The sequence below is a fragment of the Kitasatospora sp. NPDC056076 genome (assembly GCF_042266305.1).
Taxonomy (GTDB): domain Bacteria; phylum Actinomycetota; class Actinomycetes; order Streptomycetales; family Streptomycetaceae; genus Kitasatospora.
In genome coordinates this window covers 84,289-105,279 of the sequence record NZ_JBHJWG010000015.1, presented here as the reverse complement: position 1 = coordinate 105,279, position 20,991 = coordinate 84,289, and the positions used below count along the sequence as shown (strand labels likewise).

Below are 20,991 nucleotides of genomic sequence, written 5' to 3'. Positions count from 1 at the left end.
GCGAGGACGATTCGCACCCCGGCCGCCTGCCCACCAGATCCCGCCCGTACGGAGCCACGCCTTGAACGACGCCGCGCACGACCTGCACGCCCCGCACTTCATCGGCATCGGCGGCGCCGGGATGTCCGGCCTGGCGAAGATCCTCGCGGTGCGCGGTGCCAGCGTCTCCGGCAGTGACTCCAAGGAGTCCGAGACCGTCCTCGCGCTGCGCGCCCTCGGCGCCACCGTGCACGTCGGCCACGCCGCCGAGCACGTGCCGGACGGCGCCAGCAGCATCGTGGTCTCCAGCGCGATCCGCGCCGACAACCCCGAGCTGGTCGCCGCCCGCGAGCGCGGCATCCCGGTGGTGCACCGCTCCGACGCGCTGGCCGCGCTGATGGGCGGCCGCCGGGCGCTGGCGGTGGCCGGCACCCACGGCAAGACCACCACCACCAGCATGCTCGCCGTCGCCCTCGGCGAGCTGGGCCTGGAGCCGTCCTACGCGATCGGCGGCGACCTGGACGCGCCCGGCTCCAACGCCCGGCACGGCGTCGGCGAGATCTTCGTCGCCGAGGCCGACGAGAGCGACCGCAGCTTCCACAAGTACGCGCCCGAGGTGGCGATCGTGCTCAACGTGGAGCTGGACCACCACGCCAACTACGCCTCGATCGACGAGATCTACGAGTCCTTCGAGACCTTCGTCGGCCGGATCACCCCCGGCGGCACCCTGGTCGTCTCCGCCGACCACGACGGCGCCCGCGAACTGACCTCCCGGGTGGCCGCCCGCGAGCGCCTCCACGTGGTCACCGTCGGCGCCGCCGAGGACGCCGACCTGCGCGTCCTGTCGGTGGTCGCCCACGGCATGACCAGCGAGGTCACCGTCCTGCTGGACGGCGAGGAGCTGACCTTCACCGTCTCGGTGCCCGGCCGGCACTACGCTCACAACGCGGTGGCCGCGCTGGCCGCCGGCGTCGCGCTGGGCGTCCCGGCCGCTGACCTCGCCAAGGCGCTCGGCGCCTACACCGGCGTGCGCCGCCGGCTCCAGCTCAAGGGCGAGGCGGCCGGCGTCCAGGTGATCGACTCCTACGCCCACCACCCGACCGAGATGACCGCCGACCTGGAGGCGATCCGGGAGGGCCTGGAGGGCGACGGCCGTGTCCTGGTGGTCTTCCAGCCGCACCTGTTCAGCCGTACCCAGCAGCTCGCCGAGGAGATGGGCCGGGCGCTGGCGCTGGCCGACGCCTCGGTGGTGCTGGACATCTACCCGGCCCGCGAGGACCCGATCCCCGGGGTCACCAGCGAGCTGATCCTCGACGCCGCCCGCCGGGCCGGCGCCGACGTCACCCCCGAGCACGACTTCGCCGCCGCCCCCGCCCTGCTGGCCGGCCTGGCCCGCCCGGGCGACCTGCTGCTCACCATGGGCGCCGGCGACGTCACCAACCTGGGGCCCGAAATTCTCAAGCACCTCGCGAACGTTGCTTCCAACGTCTGACGTACGCCGAGCGGGAGTCGTGATGAGCTACGAGATCCAGAAGTCCGAGGCCGAGTGGCGCGCCCAGCTCAGCCCCGAGGAGTACCACGTGCTCCGCGAGGCGGGCACCGAGCGGCCCTTCGTCGGCGAGTACACCGACACCAGGACGGTCGGCGTGTACGCCTGCCGGGCCTGCGGGACGGAGCTGTTCAGCTCCGAGACCAAGTTCGACAGCCACTGCGGCTGGCCCTCGTACTACGCGCCGCTGGCCGGGGACCGGGTCGAGTACATCGAGGACACCTCGCTCGGCATGCGCCGGGTCGAGGTGCGCTGCGCCAAGTGCGGCGGGCACCTGGGCCACGTCTTCGAGGGCGAGGGCTACGGCACGCCGACGGACCAGCGGTACTGCATCAACAGCATCTCGCTGACCCTGCGGCCGGTCGAGGAGAGCTGACCGCCGGCGCCGAGGGCCCGGACCGCCCCGGCGGCCGGGCCCTCGGCGCTGTCCGAGCGACTATCCCGCGACCGGGGCGAAGCGGACCGGCAGGTGGACCAGGGCGCGGTGGAACGGGCCCGGGCGCCAGAGCAACTCACCTGCCGGGGTGGCCAGTTCGAGGTCGCTGAGCCGACTGGTCAGCTGCTCGATGGCGGTGATCGCGATCAGCAGGGCCGGGTCCCGGGCCGGGCAGGCGTGCGGGCCGGCTGCCCAGGCCAGGTGGGCGCTCTCCCCGCTGCGCAGCTCGGTGCCGTCGGTGGCCGGCGCCGCCTGGGAGTTGGCGGCCGCGTAGGAGACCAGCACCAGCGAGCCGGCCGCGATCTCGCGCCCGTGGAAGGTGATGTCGTACCGCGGGTAGTGGGCCGAGAGGTTGGCCATCGGCGGCTCGTGCCACAGCACTTCGTCGATCGCCTGGTGGGCGGTCATCGCGCCGCCGAACAGCGAGCCGGCGTAGCGGGCGTCGGTGAGCAGCCGCAGCAGGGCGTTGCCGATCAGGTTGGTGGTCGGCTCGTGCCCGGCGATCATGGTCAGGGTGATCTGCCGGATCACCTCGTCGTCGTCCAGCCCGACCGGGTGGGTGACGAACCAGGAGGCCAGGTCGTGCCGGGGGCGTTCGCGGCGCTCGGCGACCATCGCGGTGACCACCGCGACGAGCTTGCCGTACGCGGCACCGGCCCGGGCGCCCGACTCGATCAGCCCGGTGATCGCCGCCACCACCTCGGCGTGCTCCTCCTCCGGCACGCCGAACCCGGTGGTCAGCACGAAGGCGGGCAGCTGGCGGGCGTACTCGGCGATCAGGTCGGCGCTGCCGACGGCGGCGAAGCGGTCGATCAGCTGGTGGGCCACCTCGGCGACCTGGCGCTGCAGCCGGTGCGGTTCGAGCAGGGCCAGGCCGTCGGTGATCACCGCGCGGTAGCGGGCGTGCGTCGCGCCGTCGCTGAACAGCGCGGTGGGGCGGTAGCCGAGCACCGGCAGCAGCGGGGAGTCCGGCGGGACGGTCGCCTGCCAGGCGCGGGAGTCCTTGGAGAAGGTGTCGGTGTCGCGCAGCAGGTCCAGGGCGGCCTGGTAGTCGGTGACCAGCAGGGCCTCGACGCCGGGGGCGATCTCGACCGGGGCGACGGCGCCGTGGCGGCGCAGCCGCTCGTACACCAGCTGGGGGTCGGCGGCGAAGACCGGGCCGTAGATCGGGGTCGGTCGGGTCTCGACGGTCACGGGCGTTCCTGGGGATCGGTGGCGGTGGCGGTGGCGGGCAGGGTCTCCAGGACGTGCTCGGCCAGGGCGATCAGCGCGTCGAGGCTGCTGCCGCGCTCGCGCGCGTCGCACAGCAGCAGCGGGGTCGCGGCGTGCAGGTCCAGGTGGGCGCGCAGCACCTCGGGCGGGTGCTCCGGGGAGTCCGGGAAGGTGTTGACGGCGACGGCGTACGGCAGGCCCTGCTCCTCGACCATGTCCATGATCTCGAAGGAGTCGGCCAGTCGGCGGGTGTCGGCGAGCACCAGCGCGCCCAGGGCGCCGCGGGCGATGTCCTGCCAGAGCGGGAAGAAGCGGCGCTGGCCGGGGGTCCCGAACATGTAGAGCACCGTGTTGCCGGGCAGGGTGAGCCGGCCGAAGTCCACCGCGACGGTGGTGGTGGTCTTCTCCGGCAGGCCCGCCAGGTCGTCCACCGGCCGCCCGGTCTCGGTCATCGCCTCCTCGGTGTGCAGGGTGGCGATCTCGGAGAGGGTGCGGATGAGCGTGGTCTTGCCGACCCCGAACGGGCCGGCGACCACCAGTTTCATCAGCAGCTGGTCCCGGTCGGGCAGGTAGCCCACCCGGCTCGGCCCTGCGGCCGGGAGGTCCTGGCCGGGGCCGGGGCCGCTGCCGGGGTCACCGGAGCGCACGGAGTCCAACGAGGAGCCTCTCGACGATGGAGCGGTCGGTCTGCTGGGCGCGCGGGATCGGCGCGCGGGCGCGCAGGCAGCCCGCCTCGACCAGGTCGGCCGCCAGGAAGACGGTGGCGCTGACCGGCAGGCGCAGGTGCGCGGCGGCCTCCACCACGGTCAGCGCGCCGGGGCGCAGCAGCTCCCAGAGCCGGCGGTGCTCGGGGTCGAGGTCGCCGGGCGGTTCGGCGCGGTCCGCGAACAGGACGGTCAGCCGCTCGAAGCCGTCGGTGCCGGGGCGGCTGCGGCCGCCGGTGGCCAGGTAGGCGGGCACCATCCGCCTGCGGGGGACGGCGCTCATGACCCGGTCGGGGTGCCCTGCGCGCCGGCCTCCTGCTGCCGGGGCGGGCTGGCCAGGGCCCGGCCGAGGGCGGCGACCTGGAGCTGCATCTGGTAAGCCACGTTGCCGAGTTGGGCGTCCGGGGCGGTGAACACGGCGAGCGAGGTGTTCTCCCCGGCGGGGACCACGATGGCGTAGCCGAGGTCGGACTCCACCACGGTCTGGGCCAGCCGCGGCCGCTCGACGTCGGTGAAGGCGGTGGTGAAGGCGCGGGCCGCGGCGTGCACGGTGGCGGTCATCGCGGCGACCCGCTCGGCGGAGGCCCGGCCGAGGCCGTCGGAGGCGGCCTCGACGAGGCCGTCACCGGTGGCGACCACCGCGTGCAGCACCCCCGGGAGCTCCAGCAGCGGGTTCAGCACCCAGGAGATCTCTTCGGTGGCGGTCGGGCTGGGCGAGCTGCTCACTGCTCGGCTCCTTCTAAGGTCGGTCCGGTGGTGCGGCCACCGGTCGGTCCGGCGGTGGTGTCGCCGGTGTCGCGGTCGGCGGTGGTGTCGCCGGTGCTGCGGGTCTCGCCGGTGCTGTGGGTGTCGCTGGCACTGCGGGGCTCGCCGGTGCTACGGGTCTCACCGGCGCTGCCGGTCGCCGTGTTCCCGGGGCTGCCCGGGGCGGCCTGTGCCGCCGCGGCCCGGCCGGAGTCGGTGCCGCGCTGCAGGGCCTGCCAGTGGGCGGCGGCCCGCTCGGGGGTGCGGACGTACGGTGCGGGCTGCTCCCCCGGCCCTCCCGCCGTCCCGGCGGTCGGTGCCCCGGCGGTCGGTGCGCCGGGCGCCGCCCCCGGTTCCTCGCCGGTGCGCGGACGCCGCCGCCGCCGGCTGGGCAGGCCGCTGCCGTCCCCGTCGGGGGTGGCGGCGGTGTCCGGGTCGGGCACCACGTGGATGGCCGGCGCCGGGTGCGGGCCGGGCTGGTTGTGGCGGTCGGCGAGCACCGGCGGGGCCTGCTCGTCGGCGTCGCGCATCGGCGGGACGGCCGCGACGGTGGGCGCCGGTGCCGGGCCGCTGCCGGCCCGCAGCGGCAGCGGGGTGAGCACGGAGAGCGGCTGCTCGTCGTCCACCGTGGTCACCAGCGCGGCCGGGATGCGCAGGAGGGTCCGCATGCCGCCGTACGGCGAGGGCTCGATGTGGCAGGTGAAGCCGTACTGGCGGGCCAGCTTGCCGACCACCGCGAAGCCGGTCTTGGGCGGGTTGCCCAGCTCGGTGAGCAGCACGTCCGACGGGCCGGCCAGCAGTCGGCGGGCCCGGCGCAGCTGGTCCTCGTCCATGCCGATGCCGCTGTCGTCGACGATCACCAGTGCGCCACGACCGCCCTGCTGGACGGTGACCGGGACGTCGGTCTCCGGGTGGGAGTAGGCGGTGGCGTTGGCGAGCAGTTCCGCGATGGCGATGGCGATCGGCTCGGCGGCCCGGGCGACCACGGCCAGCCGCTGCTCGCGCAGGTGGTTGGCGACCTTGATCCGGGCGTAGCCGGGCACCCGGGAGAGCGCGCCGACGACGACCTCGGCGAGCGGGGAGTCGGTCCGGGCCAGGCCCGGCCAGGCCTCGCAGAGCACGGCGACGGTCTGGATCCGGCGCAGCGCGACCTCGTTGCGGAAGTCGACCTCCAGCAGCCGGGGGTCGTCGTTGTCGTGCTGGAGCTGCTGGACCAGGCTCTGGATCTGGTAGAGCAGGGTCTGGATCCGGGAGGTGGCGCCGCGCATGGCGGCCCGGGCGGCGGCGTCGACCCGCTCGCGCTCGTCGGCGAGGGCCGCGGTGGTGGCGTCCAGGACGGACTGCAGGGCCCGGACGCCCTCGGGGCCGACGGCCTGCGGGTCCAGCGGGCCGACCGTCGGGGCGTTGGTGTGGGTCAGCCGGACGGCCGTGGCGGCGACCCGCTCCTGGGCGAGGTGGCCGATCTCCGCCAGCAGCGCGGCGCCGCCGCGGTCCGCGGCGGCCAGCCGGGCCTCGGCGGCCGCGGCGCGGGCGTTCGCCTCCCCGATGCCGGCGTTCGCCTCCTTGGCCCGGGCGTTGGCGGCGGCGCCCCGCTGGTCGGCGGCCCGGGTGTGCTCCTCGGCCCGCCGGGTCTGCTCGGCGGCGTTCCGTACGGCCTCCTGGGCCTCGTCCCGCTGGCGTTCCGCGCGGGCGAGTTTGGCCTCGGCGGCGCGGGCCTGCTGCGCGCCCTGGCCGAGCGCGGCCTCGGCGGCCACCGCCCGGCGGACGGCCGCGGCCCGGCCGCGGGCGAGCACGACCGCGGCCGCGGTGGTGGCCAGCGCCAGGACGATCAGCGCGATCAGCGCGATCTGCGTCATCGGGGTCCTCGGGTGTCCTTGCTGCTCGGCCCGGGCCGGCGCCCGGGGTGCGGTTCCGGGCGGAGCTCGGGAGCGGGGTGCGCGCGGGTGCGGTGGTGCGGGTGCCGGGGTGCGGGTGCCGGGTGCGCGCGGGGTCCGGCCGGAGTCGGGGCCCCGGCGGTCGGTGCCCCGGCAGTCGGTGCCCCGGCAGTCGGTTCCGGGCGGTCAGTTCCGGGCGGGGCGCGGGCGCGGGATCCGGGCCGAGTCCTCGGCCAGTTCGCGGGCCACCACGGCGACCTGGGCCATGGCGTCCAGGATGCCGGGCAGTTCGGAGCCCTCCAGGTGCCGGTACTCGGCCGCGACGGTGAGCACCAGCCGCTCGGGCAGGCCGAGTTCGGGGTGGCGCTGCTCGGCGATCACCCGCCGGGCGGCGTCCAGCGCGGGTATCCCGGCGGCGTGCAGGGTGTGGGCGCGCTCGCGGACGTACGCCAGGTAGCCGATGTGCTCCTGGACGCCCTCGCGGTCGAGCACCGGGCCGTGGCCGGGGACGAAGATCTCCGCGCCGGTCTCCAGGGCCTGTTCGCAGGCGCCGATGACGTTCTCCAGCGGGCCGGCCCAGTGCGAGGGGTGGTCGCCCGGTTGCTCGGGGGTCGAGGAGAAGATCACGTCGCCGGTGAACACGGCGCGCTGGTGCGGCAGGTGGACCATCAGGTCGCCGCCGGTGTGGGCGGCGGGCAGGCTGGTGATCTGCACCGGGTAGCGGCCGACCGTGAGTTCCAGCTCGCCGGTGAAGACGGTGTCCGGGTGCACCGGCTCGGTGGTGGACCAGTCGAAGCCCCCGAAGTGCTCGCGGAGGTAGCCGCCGAGCGGGGAGTCCGGGTCGCTGTTGGTGAGCAGGGCGTGCTGCTGCTGGGGGGTGGGCTCCCAGTGGATGTGCTCCAGCGCCTCGCGGGTGGCGATCACCTCGGCGTCGGGGAGCACTCCGGCGCCCCACAGGTGGTCGCCGTTGGCGTGGGTGACGACCACCCGGTCGATGTCGACCCCGGTCGGCAGCAGGCGCCGGCTGGCGGCCAGGAACTCCCCGGCCAGTGAGGGGTCGTAGGGGGTGTCGATCCAGAGCGCGGTGGTCTCCGAGGCCAGCAGGCCGCAGTTGGCCAGGCCCCAGCCCCGCTTCGGGGGGAGCCACACGTACAGGTCCTCGGCAATCGCGCTCACGTTCGCACGGTTGATCGTCATGCGCGCGATTATGCCCATGTTGTGTCAGGGATGGGGCAAAAGCTGTACGAACAGCTGGAGTTAGTGCCCCGTTCCCTCCCGCCCTGTCCGGATTCGCACCACGTGGTCGAGACCAATCGTCTCACGGCTCGGGACGACTGGTGGACACCTCGCCCCGGAAACCCGACGGGACGTCGGACCGCTGGGTGGGCAGCACCCGGCAGACCTCGACCGTGACGTCCACCGTGTCCAGCCCGATCACCCGCCCCTCCACCGCGACGAATCCTTTCTCCCCCGAGCGGAACAGCGCCGCCAGCGGGGACCCCCGGTTCGCCGAGGTCAGGGCCTCCACCGCCATCGCCGAACCGAAGGCGAACACCCCGCAGAGCACGACGCAGGGCGCCTGCCGGGGCGTGCGGGTGACGAAGATGAAGCCGTGGTCGCGGATCAGCTCCCCGGCCGGGTTGTACAGCGCCTCGAAGGTCATCCCGCCCCAGCGGGCGCGGGCCTCGTCCGGGTACTCGACCGCGAAGTCCGGGAACACCGTGTCCAGCACGCCACCGGAGTACGAGTTGACGCCCGGCCCGCCGATCGAGAAGGTCGGCATCCGCGGGTCCTGCGCCCCCGCCACCACCAGCTCGATCGTCGCCTTGCGGTTGACCTTCCGCAGCAGGTCGGTCAGTTCCGCTATCGCCCTGGCCTCGGCCATCGGCACGAACAGCACGTTCTTCGGCCCGCGGCTGGTCAGCTGGCAGCCGTCCGAGGTGAAGGCGAACTCCGCCACCTCCAGGCTCGGGATGACGATCTGCACCCGCCCGTACGGCGCCAGCAGCGCCCGCAGGAAGCCGTAGCGCAGGAACAGCCTGGTGCGGGCGAGGGAACGGGCCGCGAGGAAGCCGATCACGGCCGGCACCGATGCGATCAGCACCTGGAGCAGGATCTCCATATGATCCCCCGGAGGAAGACTCGACCACGAACTGTGCGCCCTGGTCATGTCCCCGTCCGTGGCCGGAAATACCCCCTTCGCGGCAAATCGGGGTGGCCGGATCTCCGCGCCCCGGTCACCCCAGGCGCTTGATCCCCTTCCGCTCCCCCGCGCAGCGCTCGTACCCCAGCCAGGCGTTGACCGCCAGCATCGGCGCGTTGGTGGCGTCGTTGCTGGTGTACGCGCGGCGGTGACCGGCCGCCGCGGCGAGCCGCAGCGACTCCAGCTTGGCCAGCTTGGCCAGCCCGCGGCCGCGGAACTCCCGGCGGCAGGCGGTGAACGCGGACCAGTAGCGACCCACCCCGTCGGTCTGCGCCATGGTGAAGGCCGCCGGCTCGCCGTCCACCACGGCGACCACCGTCAGCCCGAGGTCGAGGTCCGGCCGGGCCCAGTCGCCCCGCAGCCACTCCTCGTAGTCCAGGGCGTCCATCACCACCTCGCCGGGCTCGTCCCGGATCGCGTCCGCCTCCACCAGGAACAGCGGGCGCGGATCGTCCGCCCAGTCGGTGGCCGGGCGCAGCTCGACGCCGGCCGGCCGCACCGGTGCCTGCGGCAGCGGGAGGGCCAGGTCCCGCCCGCCGAAGTGGGCTTCGCGCCCCGGCTCGTAGCCCCGGGCGGCACCGAAGGCCAGGGCGGCGGGCTCGTCGTCCAGCCAGGTGTGCAGTTCGGCCACCCCGTGGGCGCTCAGGTGCCGTTCGGCCGCGGCCAGCAGCGCGGTGGCCGCGCCGCGCCGCCGGAACCCGGGCAGCACGCTGCCGTTGGCGTAGCCGACGCCGGTGGTCGTCGTCCCGAGCACCAGTCCGCAGCGCACCGCGCCGACCACCCGGCCGTCCAGTTCGGCGACGAAGGTGCGGAAGCGCTCCTCGGGATTCGTCCGGGAGTTCATCCAGAGCAGCGCCTCGGCGCTCATCACCAGGTGTTCGCGGCCGGCCCGGTGGGCGGCGGTCACCGCCTCGGCGTCGGCGGGGCGGAAGTCTCGGATCGTCAGTTCGGTCTCAGTCATCGATGCGCACGCTATCCGCGCCCGCCGGCCGCCGCCTCCGAATTTCCCCGCCACCGGGCCGTCCGTCCGCGGATTCGCCCCGGACGCCGGGCCGGAATCCTCGCGCACCTGAACGGCAAGGCTCAAATAATGCTCTGAGAAGACCGGGTGAGGCTTGGCAGCCACCCCGCCCGGGGACATCCTCAGCAACACGGCCGCGCGGTCCTGGCGACGACGCCCGCACCGCCCGACGGCCTCCCCACCCAGCCCTCCGAAGGGGGCGAACCGATGACCTCCCCTGCCCTGGACCTGCCCGGCTCCACCGCCTCCACGGCGGACACCGCCACGACGGAGACCACCGCGGCGGGCACCACCGCGACGGCCACCACCGCGCCCAGGCTCGGCGTCGGCCTCGGCTGGCGCAGCGAGATCGACACCGTGGTCGAGCGCCAGCCCGGCCTGGACTGGGTCGAGGTGGTCGCCGAGAACGTCTGCGCCGACCACCTGCCCACCTCGCTCACCGTCCTGCGCGAACGCGGCGTCACCGTCGTCCCGCACGGCGTCGGCCTCGGCCTCGGCGGCGCCGACCGGCCCGACCCCGGCCGGCTCGGCAGGCTCGCCGGAACGGCCCTCGCGCTCGGCTCCCCCCTGGTCACCGAGCACCTGGCCTTCGTCCGGGCCGGCGGCCTGGAGGCCGGCCACCTGCTGCCCGTCCCGCGCACCCGGGACTCCCTGCGGGTGATCGCCGAGAACGTCCGGATCGCCCAGGACCAGCTGCCGGTGCCGCTCGCCCTGGAGAACATCGCCGCCCAACTCGCCTGGCCCGACGACGAGTTCACCGAGGGCGAGTTCCTCGCCGAACTCGTCGCGCGGACCGGCGTCCGACTGCTGATCGACGTGGCCAACCTGCACACCAACCGGGTCAACCTCGGCACCGACCCGGCCGCCGAGCTCGACCGCCTGCCGCTGGAGGCGCTCGCCTACGTGCACGTCGCCGGCGGCACCCTGGTCGACGGCGTGTGGCACGACACCCACGCCCACCCCGTCACCGAACCGGTGCTGGAGGTCCTGGCCGAACTCTGCGCGCGGGTCGAACCGCCCGGCGTCCTGCTGGAACGGGACGCCGACTTCCCGCCGCCCTCCGAACTGGCCGGTGAACTGGACGCCATCCGTCGGGTGCTGGAGGGGAGCACCCGATGACGCCCGACCTGAACCCCGTCGAGCCGAAGGGGGGCGCCGAGGACGCGACCGGCACCCCCCGGGAGCGCCTGGCCCGGCGCCAGACGGGACTGCTGGCCGCCCTGGTGGCCGGCGGGCCCGTCCCGCCCGGCTTCGACCCGGACCAGGTCCGCGCCCAGTCCACCGGCCTCGCCGCCAAGCGGCGCGACACCACCGCGAAGGTCGCCCCCGACCTACCCCGCCTGCTCGGGGCACGGTACGGGCCGCTCTTCCTCGCCTACGCCCGCACCCACCCGCAGACCGGCGGCTACCACGCCGACTCCCGGGCCTTCGCCGCGTGGGTGCTCACCGACGGCGGCCCGTCCGCCGCCGACCACCGCCGCGCCCTGGAGCAGTGGCTCCACCCGGCGCCCGAACCACCGCCCGGCCCGCTCGCCAGGCTGCGCCGGGCCCTGCGCGGCCACTGATCCGACGTCTCAATCGGGGGAACCGCCCATGTGGCACAACAGCTACTTCCTGATCCCGGCCCTCCTGCTGGTCGCGGCCGCGCTGTACGCCTCCCAGGCCAGGCAGCGGGTCCGCCACGTGCCCCACCCGCAGGGCCTGCCCGGCCGCGGCCTGCCGCTGCTGGACACCGCCTTCCTGGCCGGCGGCCCGGGCCGGGTCTTCGACACCGCGCTGGTCCGGATGCACCTCGGCGAACAGGTCGTGATCAACCGCGCCGGACTGGTCACCCTCACCGGCGCCCGCCCGTACGACGCGGTCGACCAGGCCGTGCACGACGCCGTCGGCGCGACCGGCAGCCGGCAACTCGGCACGGTGCGCCGCACGGTGATGCGCTCCGCCGCCGTCCAGGAGATCGGCGACCGGCTCGCCGACCGCGGCCTGATGCGCCGCCCGGAACGGCTGCACCGGGCCCGCGTCGCACGGCGGCTGCTCTGGCTGGCGATGCTCGACGTCGTGGTCTTCGCCGGGCTCGCCCTGCTGCTGGACGACAACGACGCCCTCTACGACCGCCCCAACCTCTGGTACCCGGGCCTTCTGCTGCTCCTCGGCGCCGTCGCCCTGCTCGCCACCCTCCCCGCCGACGGCCGGGTCACCCCGGCCGGGCACCGCCAGCTCGCGCTGATGCAGGGCAGCACCCCGTGGACGCCCGGCTCCGGCGTCTCCCCCCGGCTGACGGGCGGCGCGATGCTGGGCGCGGTCGCCCTCGGCGGACTGGCCGCGGCCGCGCTGGACGACCAGGAGCTGGAGGCCGCGATGCTGGCCGCGGCGGCCGAGGACGAGGCGGTACGACAGGCCCAGGCGGCCTCGTCCTCCTCCTTCTTCTCCTCGGGCGGATCCTCGTCCGGTACCTCCTCGTCCGGCGGGTCCTCCTGCGGCGGGTCCTCCTGCGGCGCCTCCTCCACCGCCTCCTGCGGCTCCTCCGACTCCGGCTCCACCCACCACCACTCCTCGTGCGGCAGCTCCTCGCACCACTCCTCGTGCGGCGGCTCCTCGCACTCCAGCTGCGGCTCCTCGTCGAGCTGCGGTTCGTCCTCCAGCTGCGGCTCCTCGTCCAGTTGCGGGAGCAGCTGCGGCGGCTCCTGACGTCACAGTTCGGTATCGCGCCCCGGGAAGCCGTTCCCCGCGCCGGGGCCCCAGGCATAGAACAAGCCCATGTGGTTGCTGTTCCTGATACCGGCCTGTGTCGCGGCGGTGCTGTCCTGCCTCCGGCTGGTGCGGATGACCGCCACCGCCGATGCCCTCGCCGACCAGGACGGGCGGCGCCCGCCGGAAGCCGTCGGCATCGGACTGTACGAGACGGCCTACCTGGCCGGCGGCCCGGACCGGGTGGTGGAGCTCGCCCTCGTGCTGATGGCCGGCCGCGGCCGCCTGCACCTCGCCCACACCGGCTGGACCACCGTGGTCGACCCCAGGGGCCGCAGCCGGCTGGAACGGGCGGTCATCGCCACCGTCGGCCCCGAGGGCCAGTGCCGCACCGACGAGCTGCGCCGGGCGATGGGCGAGCACCCCACCGTGCTGGAGATCGGCGCCCGGCTGGCGCTGGCCGGCCTGGCCACCCCGGCCCTGGTCCAGCGCAACACCGTGGTGGTGGTGCGCCAGGTCCGGCACGCGATGCTGCTGACGGTGGTGCTGCTCGCCGCCGCGGTCTCGCTCAGCGGCTTCACCGGCGGTGACACCCTCGCCCCGCTCGCCTGGTTCTCGCTGCCGCTGGTGCTCACCGCGGGCACCCTGCTGATGGCCCGGGTCGACGTCTACCCGTACACCCGCTGGGCCTCCCCGATCGGCCAGGAGGTGCTGCGCGAGGTCCGCCCGGCCCGCCAGCACGGCCTCGCCGACGACGAGGAGCGCGAACTGCTCACCGCCGTCGCCATGAACGGCCCCGCCGTGCTCCCCGACGCCCGGCTGCGCGCCGCCCTGCGCCCGCACCGCGGCTGAAAACCGGCTGCGCCGACGGCCCTGACCAGGGCAGACTCCGCCCCATGGACGACCACCACCGCGCCGCACTCGACCGCGCCCACCGCGAAGGCCGGCCGGTCCGGCTGCGCCGCTCGATCCCCGGCGCGGACGAGCTGGAGGGCTTCGTCCTCGGCACCGGCCCGGTCTGGACGCTGCTCGCCGCGTGCACCGACCACCACCTCGACGGCTGGACGGCCGTGCGCACCACCGACCTGCGCAAGGTCCGCGACCTCGGCGGCCCCGACACCCTGACCGTGCGGGTGCTGCGCCGCCGGGGCCGGTGGCCCGTCCGGCCGCCGGGCGCCGAACTGCCGCTGGACGACCTGCCGGGGCTGCTCGCCGCCGCCTGCGCGGAGTACGGCCTGATCGCGCTGCACACCGAGCGGAACGCCCCGGACTCCTGCTGGGTCGGCGCCGTCACCGCCGTGCGCCCCGCCTCGCTGCGGCTGCACGAGGTCGACCCGGAGGCGCGCTGGCGCCCGGAGCCGACGAAGTTCCGCTTCTCCGACGTCACCCGGGTCAACCTCGGCACCCGCTACAACGCCGTCCTGCGGGAGTTCGCGGGGCCGCGCCCCTGACGAACGGCCGGAGGCCGGCTCCCACCCCAGCGGGGGGAGCCGGCCTCCGGTGCGACGCGGGTCAGGCCAGGCCGTTCAGCAGCTCGCTCACCGGCTTGCGGCGGCCGGTGAAGAACGGCACCTCCTCGCGGACGTGCAGCCGGGCCCGGGAGGGGCGCAGGTCGCGCATCAGGTCGACGATCCGGTGCAGCTCGTCCGCCTCGAAGGCGAGCAGCCACTCGTAGTCGCCGAGCGCGAACGAGGCCACCGTGTTGGCCCGCACGTCCGGGTAGCCGCGGGCCATCTGGCCGTGCTCGGCGAGCATCGCGCGCCGCTCGGCGTCCGGCAGCAGGTACCACTCGTAGGAGCGGACGAACGGGTACACGCAGACGTAGTCGCGCGGGCGCTCGTCGGCCAGGAAGGCCGGGATGTGCGACTTGTTGAACTCGGCCGGGCGGTGCAGGGCCATGTTCGACCAGACCGGCTCCAGCTGGCGGCCCAGGCCGGTGCGGCGGAAGCGGTTGTACGCCTCCTGGAGGTCGTCCGAGTCCTCGGCGTGCCACCAGACCATCAGGTCGGCGTCCGCGCGCAGCCCGGAGACGTCGTAGGTGCCGCGGATCGTCACGTCCTTGGCGTCCAGCTGCGCGAACAGCTCGTCCACCTCGGCGGCGAGGGCGGTGCGGTCCTCGGGCAGGGCGCCCTTGAGCTTGAACACCGACCACATGGTGTAGCGGATGACCTGGTTCAGGTCGCGCGCCTTCTTCTTCTCGGGCCGCTGCTCGGGCTCCCGCTCAACGCTCTCAGTCATGCGCCCATTGTCCTCTCCGTGGAACCGTCCCCGGTCGTCGGGGTCAACCGTTCGTCGATGTGCTCACCGACGGCCGCCGCGGCGGCGGCCGCCGAACCGATGCAGGCCGGGATCCCCACCCCGTCGTACGCGGCGCCGCACAGCGCCAGGCCGCCCACCGCCCGCACCGACGCCCGCACCCGGGCCACCCGGTCCGGGTGGCCCACCGGGTACTGCGGCAGGCCCGCCGTGAAACGCGACACGAAGGTGTCGTACGGCCGGGCGGTCAGGCCGACCGCCTCGGCCAGGTCCGCCAGCGAGCGGGCCACCAGCTCCTCGTCCGGCAGCTCCAGCACCTCGTCCTCGCGGTGGCGGCCCAGCGAGGTGCGCAGCAGGAAGGCGTCGGGGGCGGAACGCTGCAGCCAGCCCCACTTGTTGGAGGAGAAGGTCGAGGCCTTGATCCGGCGGCCGTCCACCGGCGGTACCAGGAAGCCGCTGCCGGCCGGCGGCTGGGGCAGGTCGGCGCGGCGGAACGCCAGGGTCACCAGGGCCATGCCCGCGTACTCGACGGCGTCCAGCTCGGCGGCCGCCGCCGGGGCGTCCGCCCGCAGCAGCCGGGCCGCGGCCGGCGCCGGGACGGCCAGCACCACGGCGTCGGCGGTCAGCACCTCGCCGCCGGCCACCACCCGCCAGCCCTCGGGGGTGCGGCGCAGCTCCTCCACCGGGGTGTCGGTGCGCAGGTCCACGCCCGCCTTCACACAGGCCGCGGCCACCGCCCCCGGCAGGGTGCCGAGGCCGCCGCGCAGCCCCTGGAACACCGGGGTGCCGACCACCTGCGGCCGGGACGCCAGCGCGTGCACCCCCTCGACCAGCGAGCCGCCGCTCCGGGCGATCGGCAGCAGCTGCGGCACGGCGGCGCGCAGCGAGATCTCCTCGGCGCGACCGGCGTAGACGCCGCCCAGCAGCGGCTCCACCAGCCGGTCCACCACCTCCTGGCCGAGCCGGTCGGCGACGTAGCGGCCGATCGCGACGTCCGCCCCGACCTCGCCGGCCCGCTCGTGCCGGGCCCGCTCCAGCCCCTCGGCGCTCAGCACCCCGGAGGCGGCCAGCGCCTCCAGGTCGCCCGGGACGCCCATCACCTGCCCGCCCGGCAGCGGCCGCAGCGCGCCCCTGGTCCAGATCGCCGCCTTGGCGCCGGTCGGCGGCTCCAGCTCCGCCCCCAGCCCGACGGCCCGGGCCAGTTCCACGGCCTCCGGCCGCCGCGCCAGCACCGACTCGGCCCCGAGGTCCACCCGGACCCCGCCGACCTCGCCGCCCCACAGCTTCCCGCCGACCCGCCCCGACGCCTCCAGCAGTGTCACCCGCGCCCGCGCCGGCCCCCCGGCCGCCCCGCTCAGGAAGGCGGCCGCAGCCAGCCCCGCGATCCCACCACCGACGACGACGACCTGTGCATCCGACATGCCTCGCAGTCTCGCAGGTCTTTACACGGATGCCTCAATCCGCTGCACGCCTGCTGTCGGGCACCAGCCCGTCGAGGTCGATCTCGATCGGAAAGGGCACCGACCGCACGAGCTTCCCTCGGAAGATTCCGGCCGGACTGTAGGTGGAGGTCGCGGGTTCCAGCTCGAAGGCGTGCACGACCGGAAGGCCGCCCTCGTCCTCCACGATCCAGTAGTGCGGGATGCCCGCCTCCGCGTACTTGCGGACCTTGACCGTGCGGTCGCGGTGCGCAGACTCCGGGGACACCACCTCAACGACGAGGTCCACCTCGTCGGGAGCGAACTGGGTGCGATCGGCATCGAACTCGGCCCTGACAACAAGCACGTCCGGTTCGGGGCGGTTCCGCTTGTCGAGCTTGATCGACATCTCCCGACCCACCCGGCGTCCCTCCGGCACCTGGCGACGCAGCGAATACACGAGGTCCGTGACGACATCGCCGTGCCACCAACGCTGGGGAGACATCATGAAGACCAGGGCTCCGTCGATCAGTTCGGTGTGCCGCGGCGCCTGCGGCAGGTGGTCGAGGTCGTCGGCAAACCAGCCCTCGTCCCTGGGCGCGTACATCCAGTCCGGCAGCTCGCTCATAACTCCAAGATAGCGAGTCCGGCGGCGCTGCCGGCGGGCCGCGCTGGCCGTGTGCTAAGGAACCGACCACGTTGCACCCGTGGGGTGGAGCGCTCCGGTGGGTCGTGTCCGTCCCGGGGCCGAGCTGTGATGGACCTGCGATCTGCCGGGCGGGTCCGTCGGGCAGGCTCTTGCGTCCAATGGCAGGAAATGCCAGCGGACTTGGGGAGGGGCCGGGGAATGGGACGACGGACGAGGGCCGGGGTGCCGGTGGTGGCGGTGGCCGCCGCGGTGCTGCTGGCCGGGGGTTGCAGTGCGAGCGGCGGCGGGGAATCGGGGCGGAACGACTCGGCGGGAGCGCCGGCGAAGGCGGCCGGTGGGGCGGCCGCGCCGGCCGCTCCCGCCCCGGCGGGCGGGCAACCCTCCGGGGCGCCGGCGGCCGCCGGGGTCACTCCGGCCGCGGACACCCGGCTGATCTCGTACACCGCGCAGCTCTCGCTGACCACCAAGGACGTCGGGCAGGTCCTGGGCAGGGCGCGGGAGTTGACGACCGCGTCGGGCGGTTACGTGGGCGGCGAGTCGGTCAACGGCGGCGGTGCGGACGAGTACGGCCAGTTGACGCTGCGGATCCCGTCCGCCGCCTACCAGCAGACCCTGGACCAGCTGGCCGCCCTGGGCCGGGTGGTCTCGCGCAAGAGCCAGGCGGACGACCTGACCCAGCAGGTCGCGGACGTGGCGAGCCGGGTGCAGACCCAGCAGGCGAGCGTGGACCGGGTCCGGGCGCTGATGGCCCAGGCCAAGACGCTGAGCGACATCACCTCGCTGGAGGGCGAGTTGAGCCGCCGGGAGGCGGACCTGGAGTCCTTGCAGAAGCAGCAGAAGGAGCTGGCCGCCCGGACCTCGTACTCGACCGTCACCCTGGACGTCCGCCGGGAGGCGGTGGCCCCGGCGCCGACCCCGACGCCGACGGCGGCCGGGGGGAAGGGCTTCGGCGAATCGGTGGGTTCGGCGCTGGGCGGCGGCTGGCACGTGCTGGTCGCGATCGGGACCGCGCTGGTGGTGGCGCTGGCCGCAGTGGCGCCGTTCCTGCTGGTGCTCGGGGTCCCGGGGGCGCTGCTCTACCGGTACTGGCGCCGGACCCGCGCACGGCCGGTCGTCCGGCCCGAGGAGCCCGAGCACCCCGAGGAGCCCGAGCACCCCGAGGCTTCCGGGGAATGACGCACGGCGGCGGGCCCCCCGAACTCCCGGGGGCCCGCCGCCGCGGGGCGTCAGCGCGCGCTGGCCTCGTGCACGAAGGCGACCAGGCGGCTGAGCGCGTCCGGGTCCATGGACGGCATCACGCCGTGGCCGAGGTTGAAGATGTGGCCGCTGGTGCCGAGCGCCTGGGCGGCGTGCAGCACCTCGCGGGCCTTGGTCTCGACGACCTTGGTGGGCGCGTACAGCACCGCCGGGTCGAGGTTGCCCTGGAGGGCCTTGCCCGCGCCGACCCGCTCGGCGGCGACGTTCAGCGGCACCCGCCAGTCGACGCCGACGATGTCCGCGCCGGCCTGGCCCATCAGCCCGAGCAGCTCGCCGGTGCCGACGCCGAAGTGGATCCGCGGCACCCCGTAGTGGGCGACGGCGTCGAAGACCTTGGTGCTGGCGGGCATCACCGAGCGGCGGTAGTCGTCCGGGGCGAGCGCGCCGACCCAGGAGTCGAACAGCTGGACCGCGGAGGCGCCGGCCTCGATCTGCACCTTGAGGAAGGCGGAGGTGATGTCGGCGAGGCGGTCCAGCAGGGCGGCCCAGAGCTCGGGCTGCCCGTACATCATGGCCTTGGTGTTCTCGTGGTTCTTGGAGGGCCCGCCCTCGATCAGGTAGCTGGCGAGCGTGTACGGCGCGCCCGCGAAGCCGATCAGCGGGGTCCCGCCGAGCTCGTCGACCAGCAGGCCGACGGCCTCGGTGACGTAGGGGACGTCGTCGGGCTCCAGCGGGCGCAGCCGGTTGAGGTCCTCGAAGGTGCGGATCGGGTCGGCGATGACCGGGCCGATGCCGGGCTTGATGTCCACGTCGATGCCGACGGCCTTGAGCGGCACCACGATGTCGCTGAAGAAGATCGCCGCGTCCACCTTGTGCCGGCGCACCGGCTGGAGGGTGATCTCCTTGACCAGCTCGGGCCGCATGCAGGACTCCAGCATGGGGATGCCCTCGCGGACCTTCAGGTACTCGGGCAGCGAGCGGCCCGCCTGGCGCATGAACCACACCGGCGTGTGCGGCACCGGCTCGTGCCGGCAGGCGCGCAGGAACGCGGAGTCGTGCGCGGCGCCGCGGCGCGCGGGGGTGCTTCGGCCGTCGGGGGTGGCCGCCGTCGGGTCTGCCGTAGTCTCGCTCACGGGTCAAATCTTCGCACGCGCCCGGGGGCGCCCTTCCCGGGTGGTCTCGTCGGTTCCTCCAAGATCTGGCCGGGTTTGCCGTTCCGGCACGCCGCTCGGACGGAAGTTGCGGCGATAACCCCGGTCTTCGACCTAGTCTTCGGGTCATGGCAGCGGTCGGCGGGCACCCCGCGCAAGGTGGCGGAACAGGTGGCGGAACGGGTCGGGAGGGGGCGCCGAGCGAGTTCCGGGCCGCCGTGGAGGCCCTCGACGGGGCCCGGCTGCGGCCGGAGCTCCAGCTCTCCCCCGCGCCGGCCCCGCGCCGGCTGGCCCCGTACGCCTTCGCGCTGACCGCCACCGTGGAGGTGGACGACGAGGAGCTGGCCGACGGCCGGCTGGTCCTGCTGTACGACCCGGCCGGGCAGGAGGCCTGGAACGGGGAGTTCCGGGTGGTCACGATGACCCGGGCGGAGCTGGAGCCGGAGATGGCCGGCGACCCGCTGCTCTCCGAGGTCGGCTGGGCCTGGCTGCTGGACGCGCTGCAGGCGCACGGCGCCGGGTACGCGGAGCCGTCCGGCACGGTGACCCGCTGCGCCTCGCAGTACTTCGGCGGCCTGGCGGACCGCCCCGCGGCGACCGAGATCGAGATCCGGGCCTCCTGGACGCCGGCCGACGGCCGGTTCGAGCGGCACCTGGCGGCCTGGGGCGACCTGCTCTGCATCAGCGCCGGGCTGCCGCCGGCCAACCCGTCCCCGCCGCCGGCCGAGGTCACGTCACTCGGTGGAGTGGTCCCGATGCCCGCCCGGCGACGCCCCCGGTCGCACTGAAGGGTGGCGTCCGGGCCGGACGGCACCGTCCGCCCCGATGCCACCCCCAGGACTGACGGAGTGTGGCTTCGACCCTGCTCTGCGTCAATTACCTGCTCAAAGTCGATCGATCTGTCATGGATCTGATCGATTTTGTACGAATTCCAGGCATGTCGCATCAGTCATATGCGCGATTTGTCCGTATTGTTACTCACTAGATCGTGATCTTTCGCTAAAGCCGGGCACGGTAGCTGCCGAAGCAGACTGTGACCCTTTCCGAACGCGGAACACTCCGACCGCCCCCTCGGGGTTCCGTCCGCCACTCCCCGCAGGAGGCCTGGTGTCGGTCCTTCTTGAGCACCCCGCAAACGTGGTCGCCTACCGCCCGACCAAGCCCACCGCCATGGTGGTCATCGCCGATCCCCGCGTCCGAAACACCGTCACCCGCCACCTCTGGGCGCTCGGCGTCCGCGACGTGATCGAGGTGTCCTCGATCGCCGAGGCCCGCCCCCGGGTCTCCACCCCGCGCGACATCTGCGTCGCCGATGTCCACCTGCCGGACGGCTCCGGACTCACCATCCTCGCCGAGACCCGCGCCGCGGGCTGGCCCAACGGCCTGGCCCTGTCCGCCGCCGACGACATCGGCGCGGTCCGCAGCGCGCTCGCGGGCGGCGTCAAGGGTTACGTGGTCACCGGCACCCGCACCAACGTCGCGATGCCCGGCCGCCCGGGCCTGCCGCTCGGCGCCGCCGGGCTGGCCGGCCGGATGCGCCGCCCCGGGATGCCGGGCATGCCGGGTGCCGCCGGTGCCCCGGGCGCACCGGGCGCCCCCGGGGCGCCGGGCCCGCAGCAGACCGCCTACCGCGAGCTGTCCGGCCGCGAGGTCGAGGTGCTGCGGCTGGTCGCCGAGGGCCAGTCGAACAAGGCGATCGGCGTCGCGATGGGCCTGTCCGCGCTCACCGTGAAGAGCCACCTGGCCCGGATCGCCCGCAAGCTCGGCACCGGCGACCGCGCCGGGATGGTCGCGGTCGCGCTGCGCACCGGCATCATCCACTGAGCCGGCCGGGGCCGAAACCGCTCCGCGAACCGTCGGGGGGCCCGCGGGCCCATGTCACCGGGGGCCCCCCCCCCCCCGCCCGGCGG

Annotated in this window: 20 protein-coding genes and 1 pseudogene; 9 read left to right on the top strand and 12 right to left on the bottom strand. The window is 74.7% G+C overall.

Annotated features, from left to right (window positions below; genetic code table 11):
* The first annotated feature begins 61 nt into the window (after positions 1–61).
* Together murC and msrB are read left to right on the top strand one after the other, a co-directional pair.
* A complete protein-coding gene (gene murC, locus ACFC1T_RS15135; protein ID WP_375888326.1) occupies positions 62–1,471 on the top strand; it encodes a UDP-N-acetylmuramate--L-alanine ligase in 1,410 nt (469 codons plus the stop codon).
* A 22-nt stretch (positions 1,472–1,493) separates the two neighbouring features.
* Positions 1,494–1,904, top strand: a complete 411-nt coding sequence (gene msrB / locus ACFC1T_RS15130; RefSeq protein WP_375888324.1) for a peptide-methionine (R)-S-oxide reductase MsrB — start codon at positions 1,494–1,496, stop codon at positions 1,902–1,904.
* A gap of 60 nt (positions 1,905–1,964) precedes the next feature.
* On the opposite strand, the gene ACFC1T_RS15125 is transcribed toward msrB, so the two are convergent.
* From ACFC1T_RS15125 to ACFC1T_RS15090, 8 genes are all read right to left on the bottom strand, one after another.
* Positions 1,965–3,158 (bottom strand): cytochrome P450, encoded by a 1,194-nt coding sequence (locus ACFC1T_RS15125; protein ID WP_375888322.1) that lies wholly within the window; start codon positions 3,156–3,158, stop codon positions 1,965–1,967.
* Positions 3,155–3,721: an ATP/GTP-binding protein gene (locus tag ACFC1T_RS15120; RefSeq protein ID WP_375888485.1), complete on the bottom strand. Its 567-nt coding sequence runs from the start codon at positions 3,719–3,721 to the stop codon at positions 3,155–3,157. Before ACFC1T_RS15120 ends, ACFC1T_RS15125 begins: the two co-directional genes overlap by 4 nt.
* Before the next feature lie 88 nt (positions 3,722–3,809).
* On the bottom strand, positions 3,810–4,163 hold the full coding sequence (locus ACFC1T_RS15115; protein ID WP_375888319.1) for a DUF742 domain-containing protein: 354 nt from the start codon (positions 4,161–4,163) through the stop codon (positions 3,810–3,812).
* Positions 4,160–4,606: a roadblock/LC7 domain-containing protein gene (locus ACFC1T_RS15110; protein ID WP_375888317.1), complete on the bottom strand. Its 447-nt coding sequence runs from the start codon at positions 4,604–4,606 to the stop codon at positions 4,160–4,162. The genes ACFC1T_RS15115 and ACFC1T_RS15110 overlap by 4 nt, the downstream gene beginning before the upstream one ends.
* On the bottom strand, positions 4,603–6,480 hold the full coding sequence (locus ACFC1T_RS15105; protein ID WP_375888314.1) for an ATP-binding protein: 1,878 nt from the start codon (positions 6,478–6,480) through the stop codon (positions 4,603–4,605). Before ACFC1T_RS15105 ends, ACFC1T_RS15110 begins: the two co-directional genes overlap by 4 nt.
* Positions 6,481–6,684: 204 nt before the next feature.
* Entirely contained in the window at positions 6,685–7,695 is a 1,011-nt protein-coding gene (locus tag ACFC1T_RS15100; RefSeq protein ID WP_375888312.1) for an MBL fold metallo-hydrolase, read from the bottom strand.
* A 121-nt stretch (positions 7,696–7,816) separates the two neighbouring features.
* Positions 7,817–8,620 carry a hypothetical protein gene (locus ACFC1T_RS15095; protein WP_375888311.1) on the bottom strand — a complete coding sequence of 268 codons (804 nt, stop codon included), beginning with the start codon at positions 8,618–8,620 and terminating at the stop codon, positions 7,817–7,819.
* 115 nt (positions 8,621–8,735) lie between these two features.
* Positions 8,736–9,662 carry a GNAT family N-acetyltransferase gene (locus tag ACFC1T_RS15090; protein ID WP_375888309.1) on the bottom strand — a complete coding sequence of 309 codons (927 nt, stop codon included), beginning with the start codon at positions 9,660–9,662 and terminating at the stop codon, positions 8,736–8,738.
* A gap of 267 nt (positions 9,663–9,929) precedes the next feature.
* On the opposite strand from ACFC1T_RS15090, the pseudogene ACFC1T_RS15085 reads away from it, so the two are divergent.
* The 4 genes and pseudogenes from ACFC1T_RS15085 (at position 9,930) to ACFC1T_RS15070 (ending at position 13,861) form a co-directional block, all read left to right on the top strand.
* Positions 9,930–11,287, top strand: a pseudogene (locus ACFC1T_RS15085) (DUF692 domain-containing protein).
* A gap of 28 nt (positions 11,288–11,315) precedes the next feature.
* A complete protein-coding gene (locus tag ACFC1T_RS15080) occupies positions 11,316–12,410 on the top strand; it encodes a TIGR04222 domain-containing membrane protein (RefSeq protein ID WP_375888306.1) in 1,095 nt (364 codons plus the stop codon).
* A 69-nt stretch (positions 12,411–12,479) separates the two neighbouring features.
* Positions 12,480–13,262, top strand: a complete 783-nt coding sequence (locus ACFC1T_RS15075; protein ID WP_375888303.1) for a TIGR04222 domain-containing membrane protein — start codon at positions 12,480–12,482, stop codon at positions 13,260–13,262.
* Positions 13,263–13,306: 44 nt separating this feature from the next.
* Positions 13,307–13,861 carry a hypothetical protein gene (locus ACFC1T_RS15070; RefSeq protein ID WP_375888301.1) on the top strand — a complete coding sequence of 185 codons (555 nt, stop codon included), beginning with the start codon at positions 13,307–13,309 and terminating at the stop codon, positions 13,859–13,861.
* Between the two features lie 61 nt (positions 13,862–13,922).
* Here ACFC1T_RS15070 and hemQ read toward each other — a convergent pair whose 3' ends face one another.
* The 3 genes from hemQ to ACFC1T_RS15055 are packed head-to-tail and all read right to left on the bottom strand — an operon-like array spanning position 13,923 to position 16,712.
* A complete protein-coding gene (gene hemQ / locus ACFC1T_RS15065) occupies positions 13,923–14,648 on the bottom strand; it encodes a hydrogen peroxide-dependent heme synthase (RefSeq protein WP_375888299.1) in 726 nt (241 codons plus the stop codon).
* Positions 14,645–16,087 carry a protoporphyrinogen oxidase gene (hemG, locus tag ACFC1T_RS15060; protein ID WP_375888296.1) on the bottom strand — a complete coding sequence of 481 codons (1,443 nt, stop codon included), beginning with the start codon at positions 16,085–16,087 and terminating at the stop codon, positions 14,645–14,647. Before hemG ends, hemQ begins: the two co-directional genes overlap by 4 nt.
* Positions 16,088–16,121: 34 nt before the next feature.
* Complete coding sequence (locus ACFC1T_RS15055) at positions 16,122–16,712, bottom strand: Uma2 family endonuclease (protein WP_375888294.1); 591 nt, start codon at positions 16,710–16,712, stop codon at positions 16,122–16,124.
* A gap of 219 nt (positions 16,713–16,931) precedes the next feature.
* Here ACFC1T_RS15055 and ACFC1T_RS15050 point away from each other — a divergent pair, with 219 nt between their 5' ends.
* On the top strand, positions 16,932–17,909 hold the full coding sequence (locus tag ACFC1T_RS15050; protein ID WP_375888291.1) for a DUF4349 domain-containing protein: 978 nt from the start codon (positions 16,932–16,934) through the stop codon (positions 17,907–17,909).
* A 50-nt stretch (positions 17,910–17,959) separates the two neighbouring features.
* On the opposite strand, the gene hemE is transcribed toward ACFC1T_RS15050, so the two are convergent.
* Positions 17,960–18,973, bottom strand: a complete 1,014-nt coding sequence (hemE, locus tag ACFC1T_RS15045) for a uroporphyrinogen decarboxylase (protein WP_375888482.1) — start codon at positions 18,971–18,973, stop codon at positions 17,960–17,962.
* Positions 18,974–19,209: 236 nt separating this feature from the next.
* Between hemE and ACFC1T_RS15040 the strand changes: the two genes are divergently transcribed.
* Positions 19,210–19,869, top strand: coding sequence for a DUF3000 domain-containing protein (locus ACFC1T_RS15040; RefSeq protein ID WP_375888289.1), 660 nt, complete (start codon positions 19,210–19,212; stop codon positions 19,867–19,869).
* A 319-nt stretch (positions 19,870–20,188) separates the two neighbouring features.
* Positions 20,189–20,905: a response regulator transcription factor gene (locus ACFC1T_RS15035; protein ID WP_350511717.1), complete on the top strand. Its 717-nt coding sequence runs from the start codon at positions 20,189–20,191 to the stop codon at positions 20,903–20,905.
* The last annotated feature ends 86 nt before the right edge of the window (positions 20,906–20,991 follow it).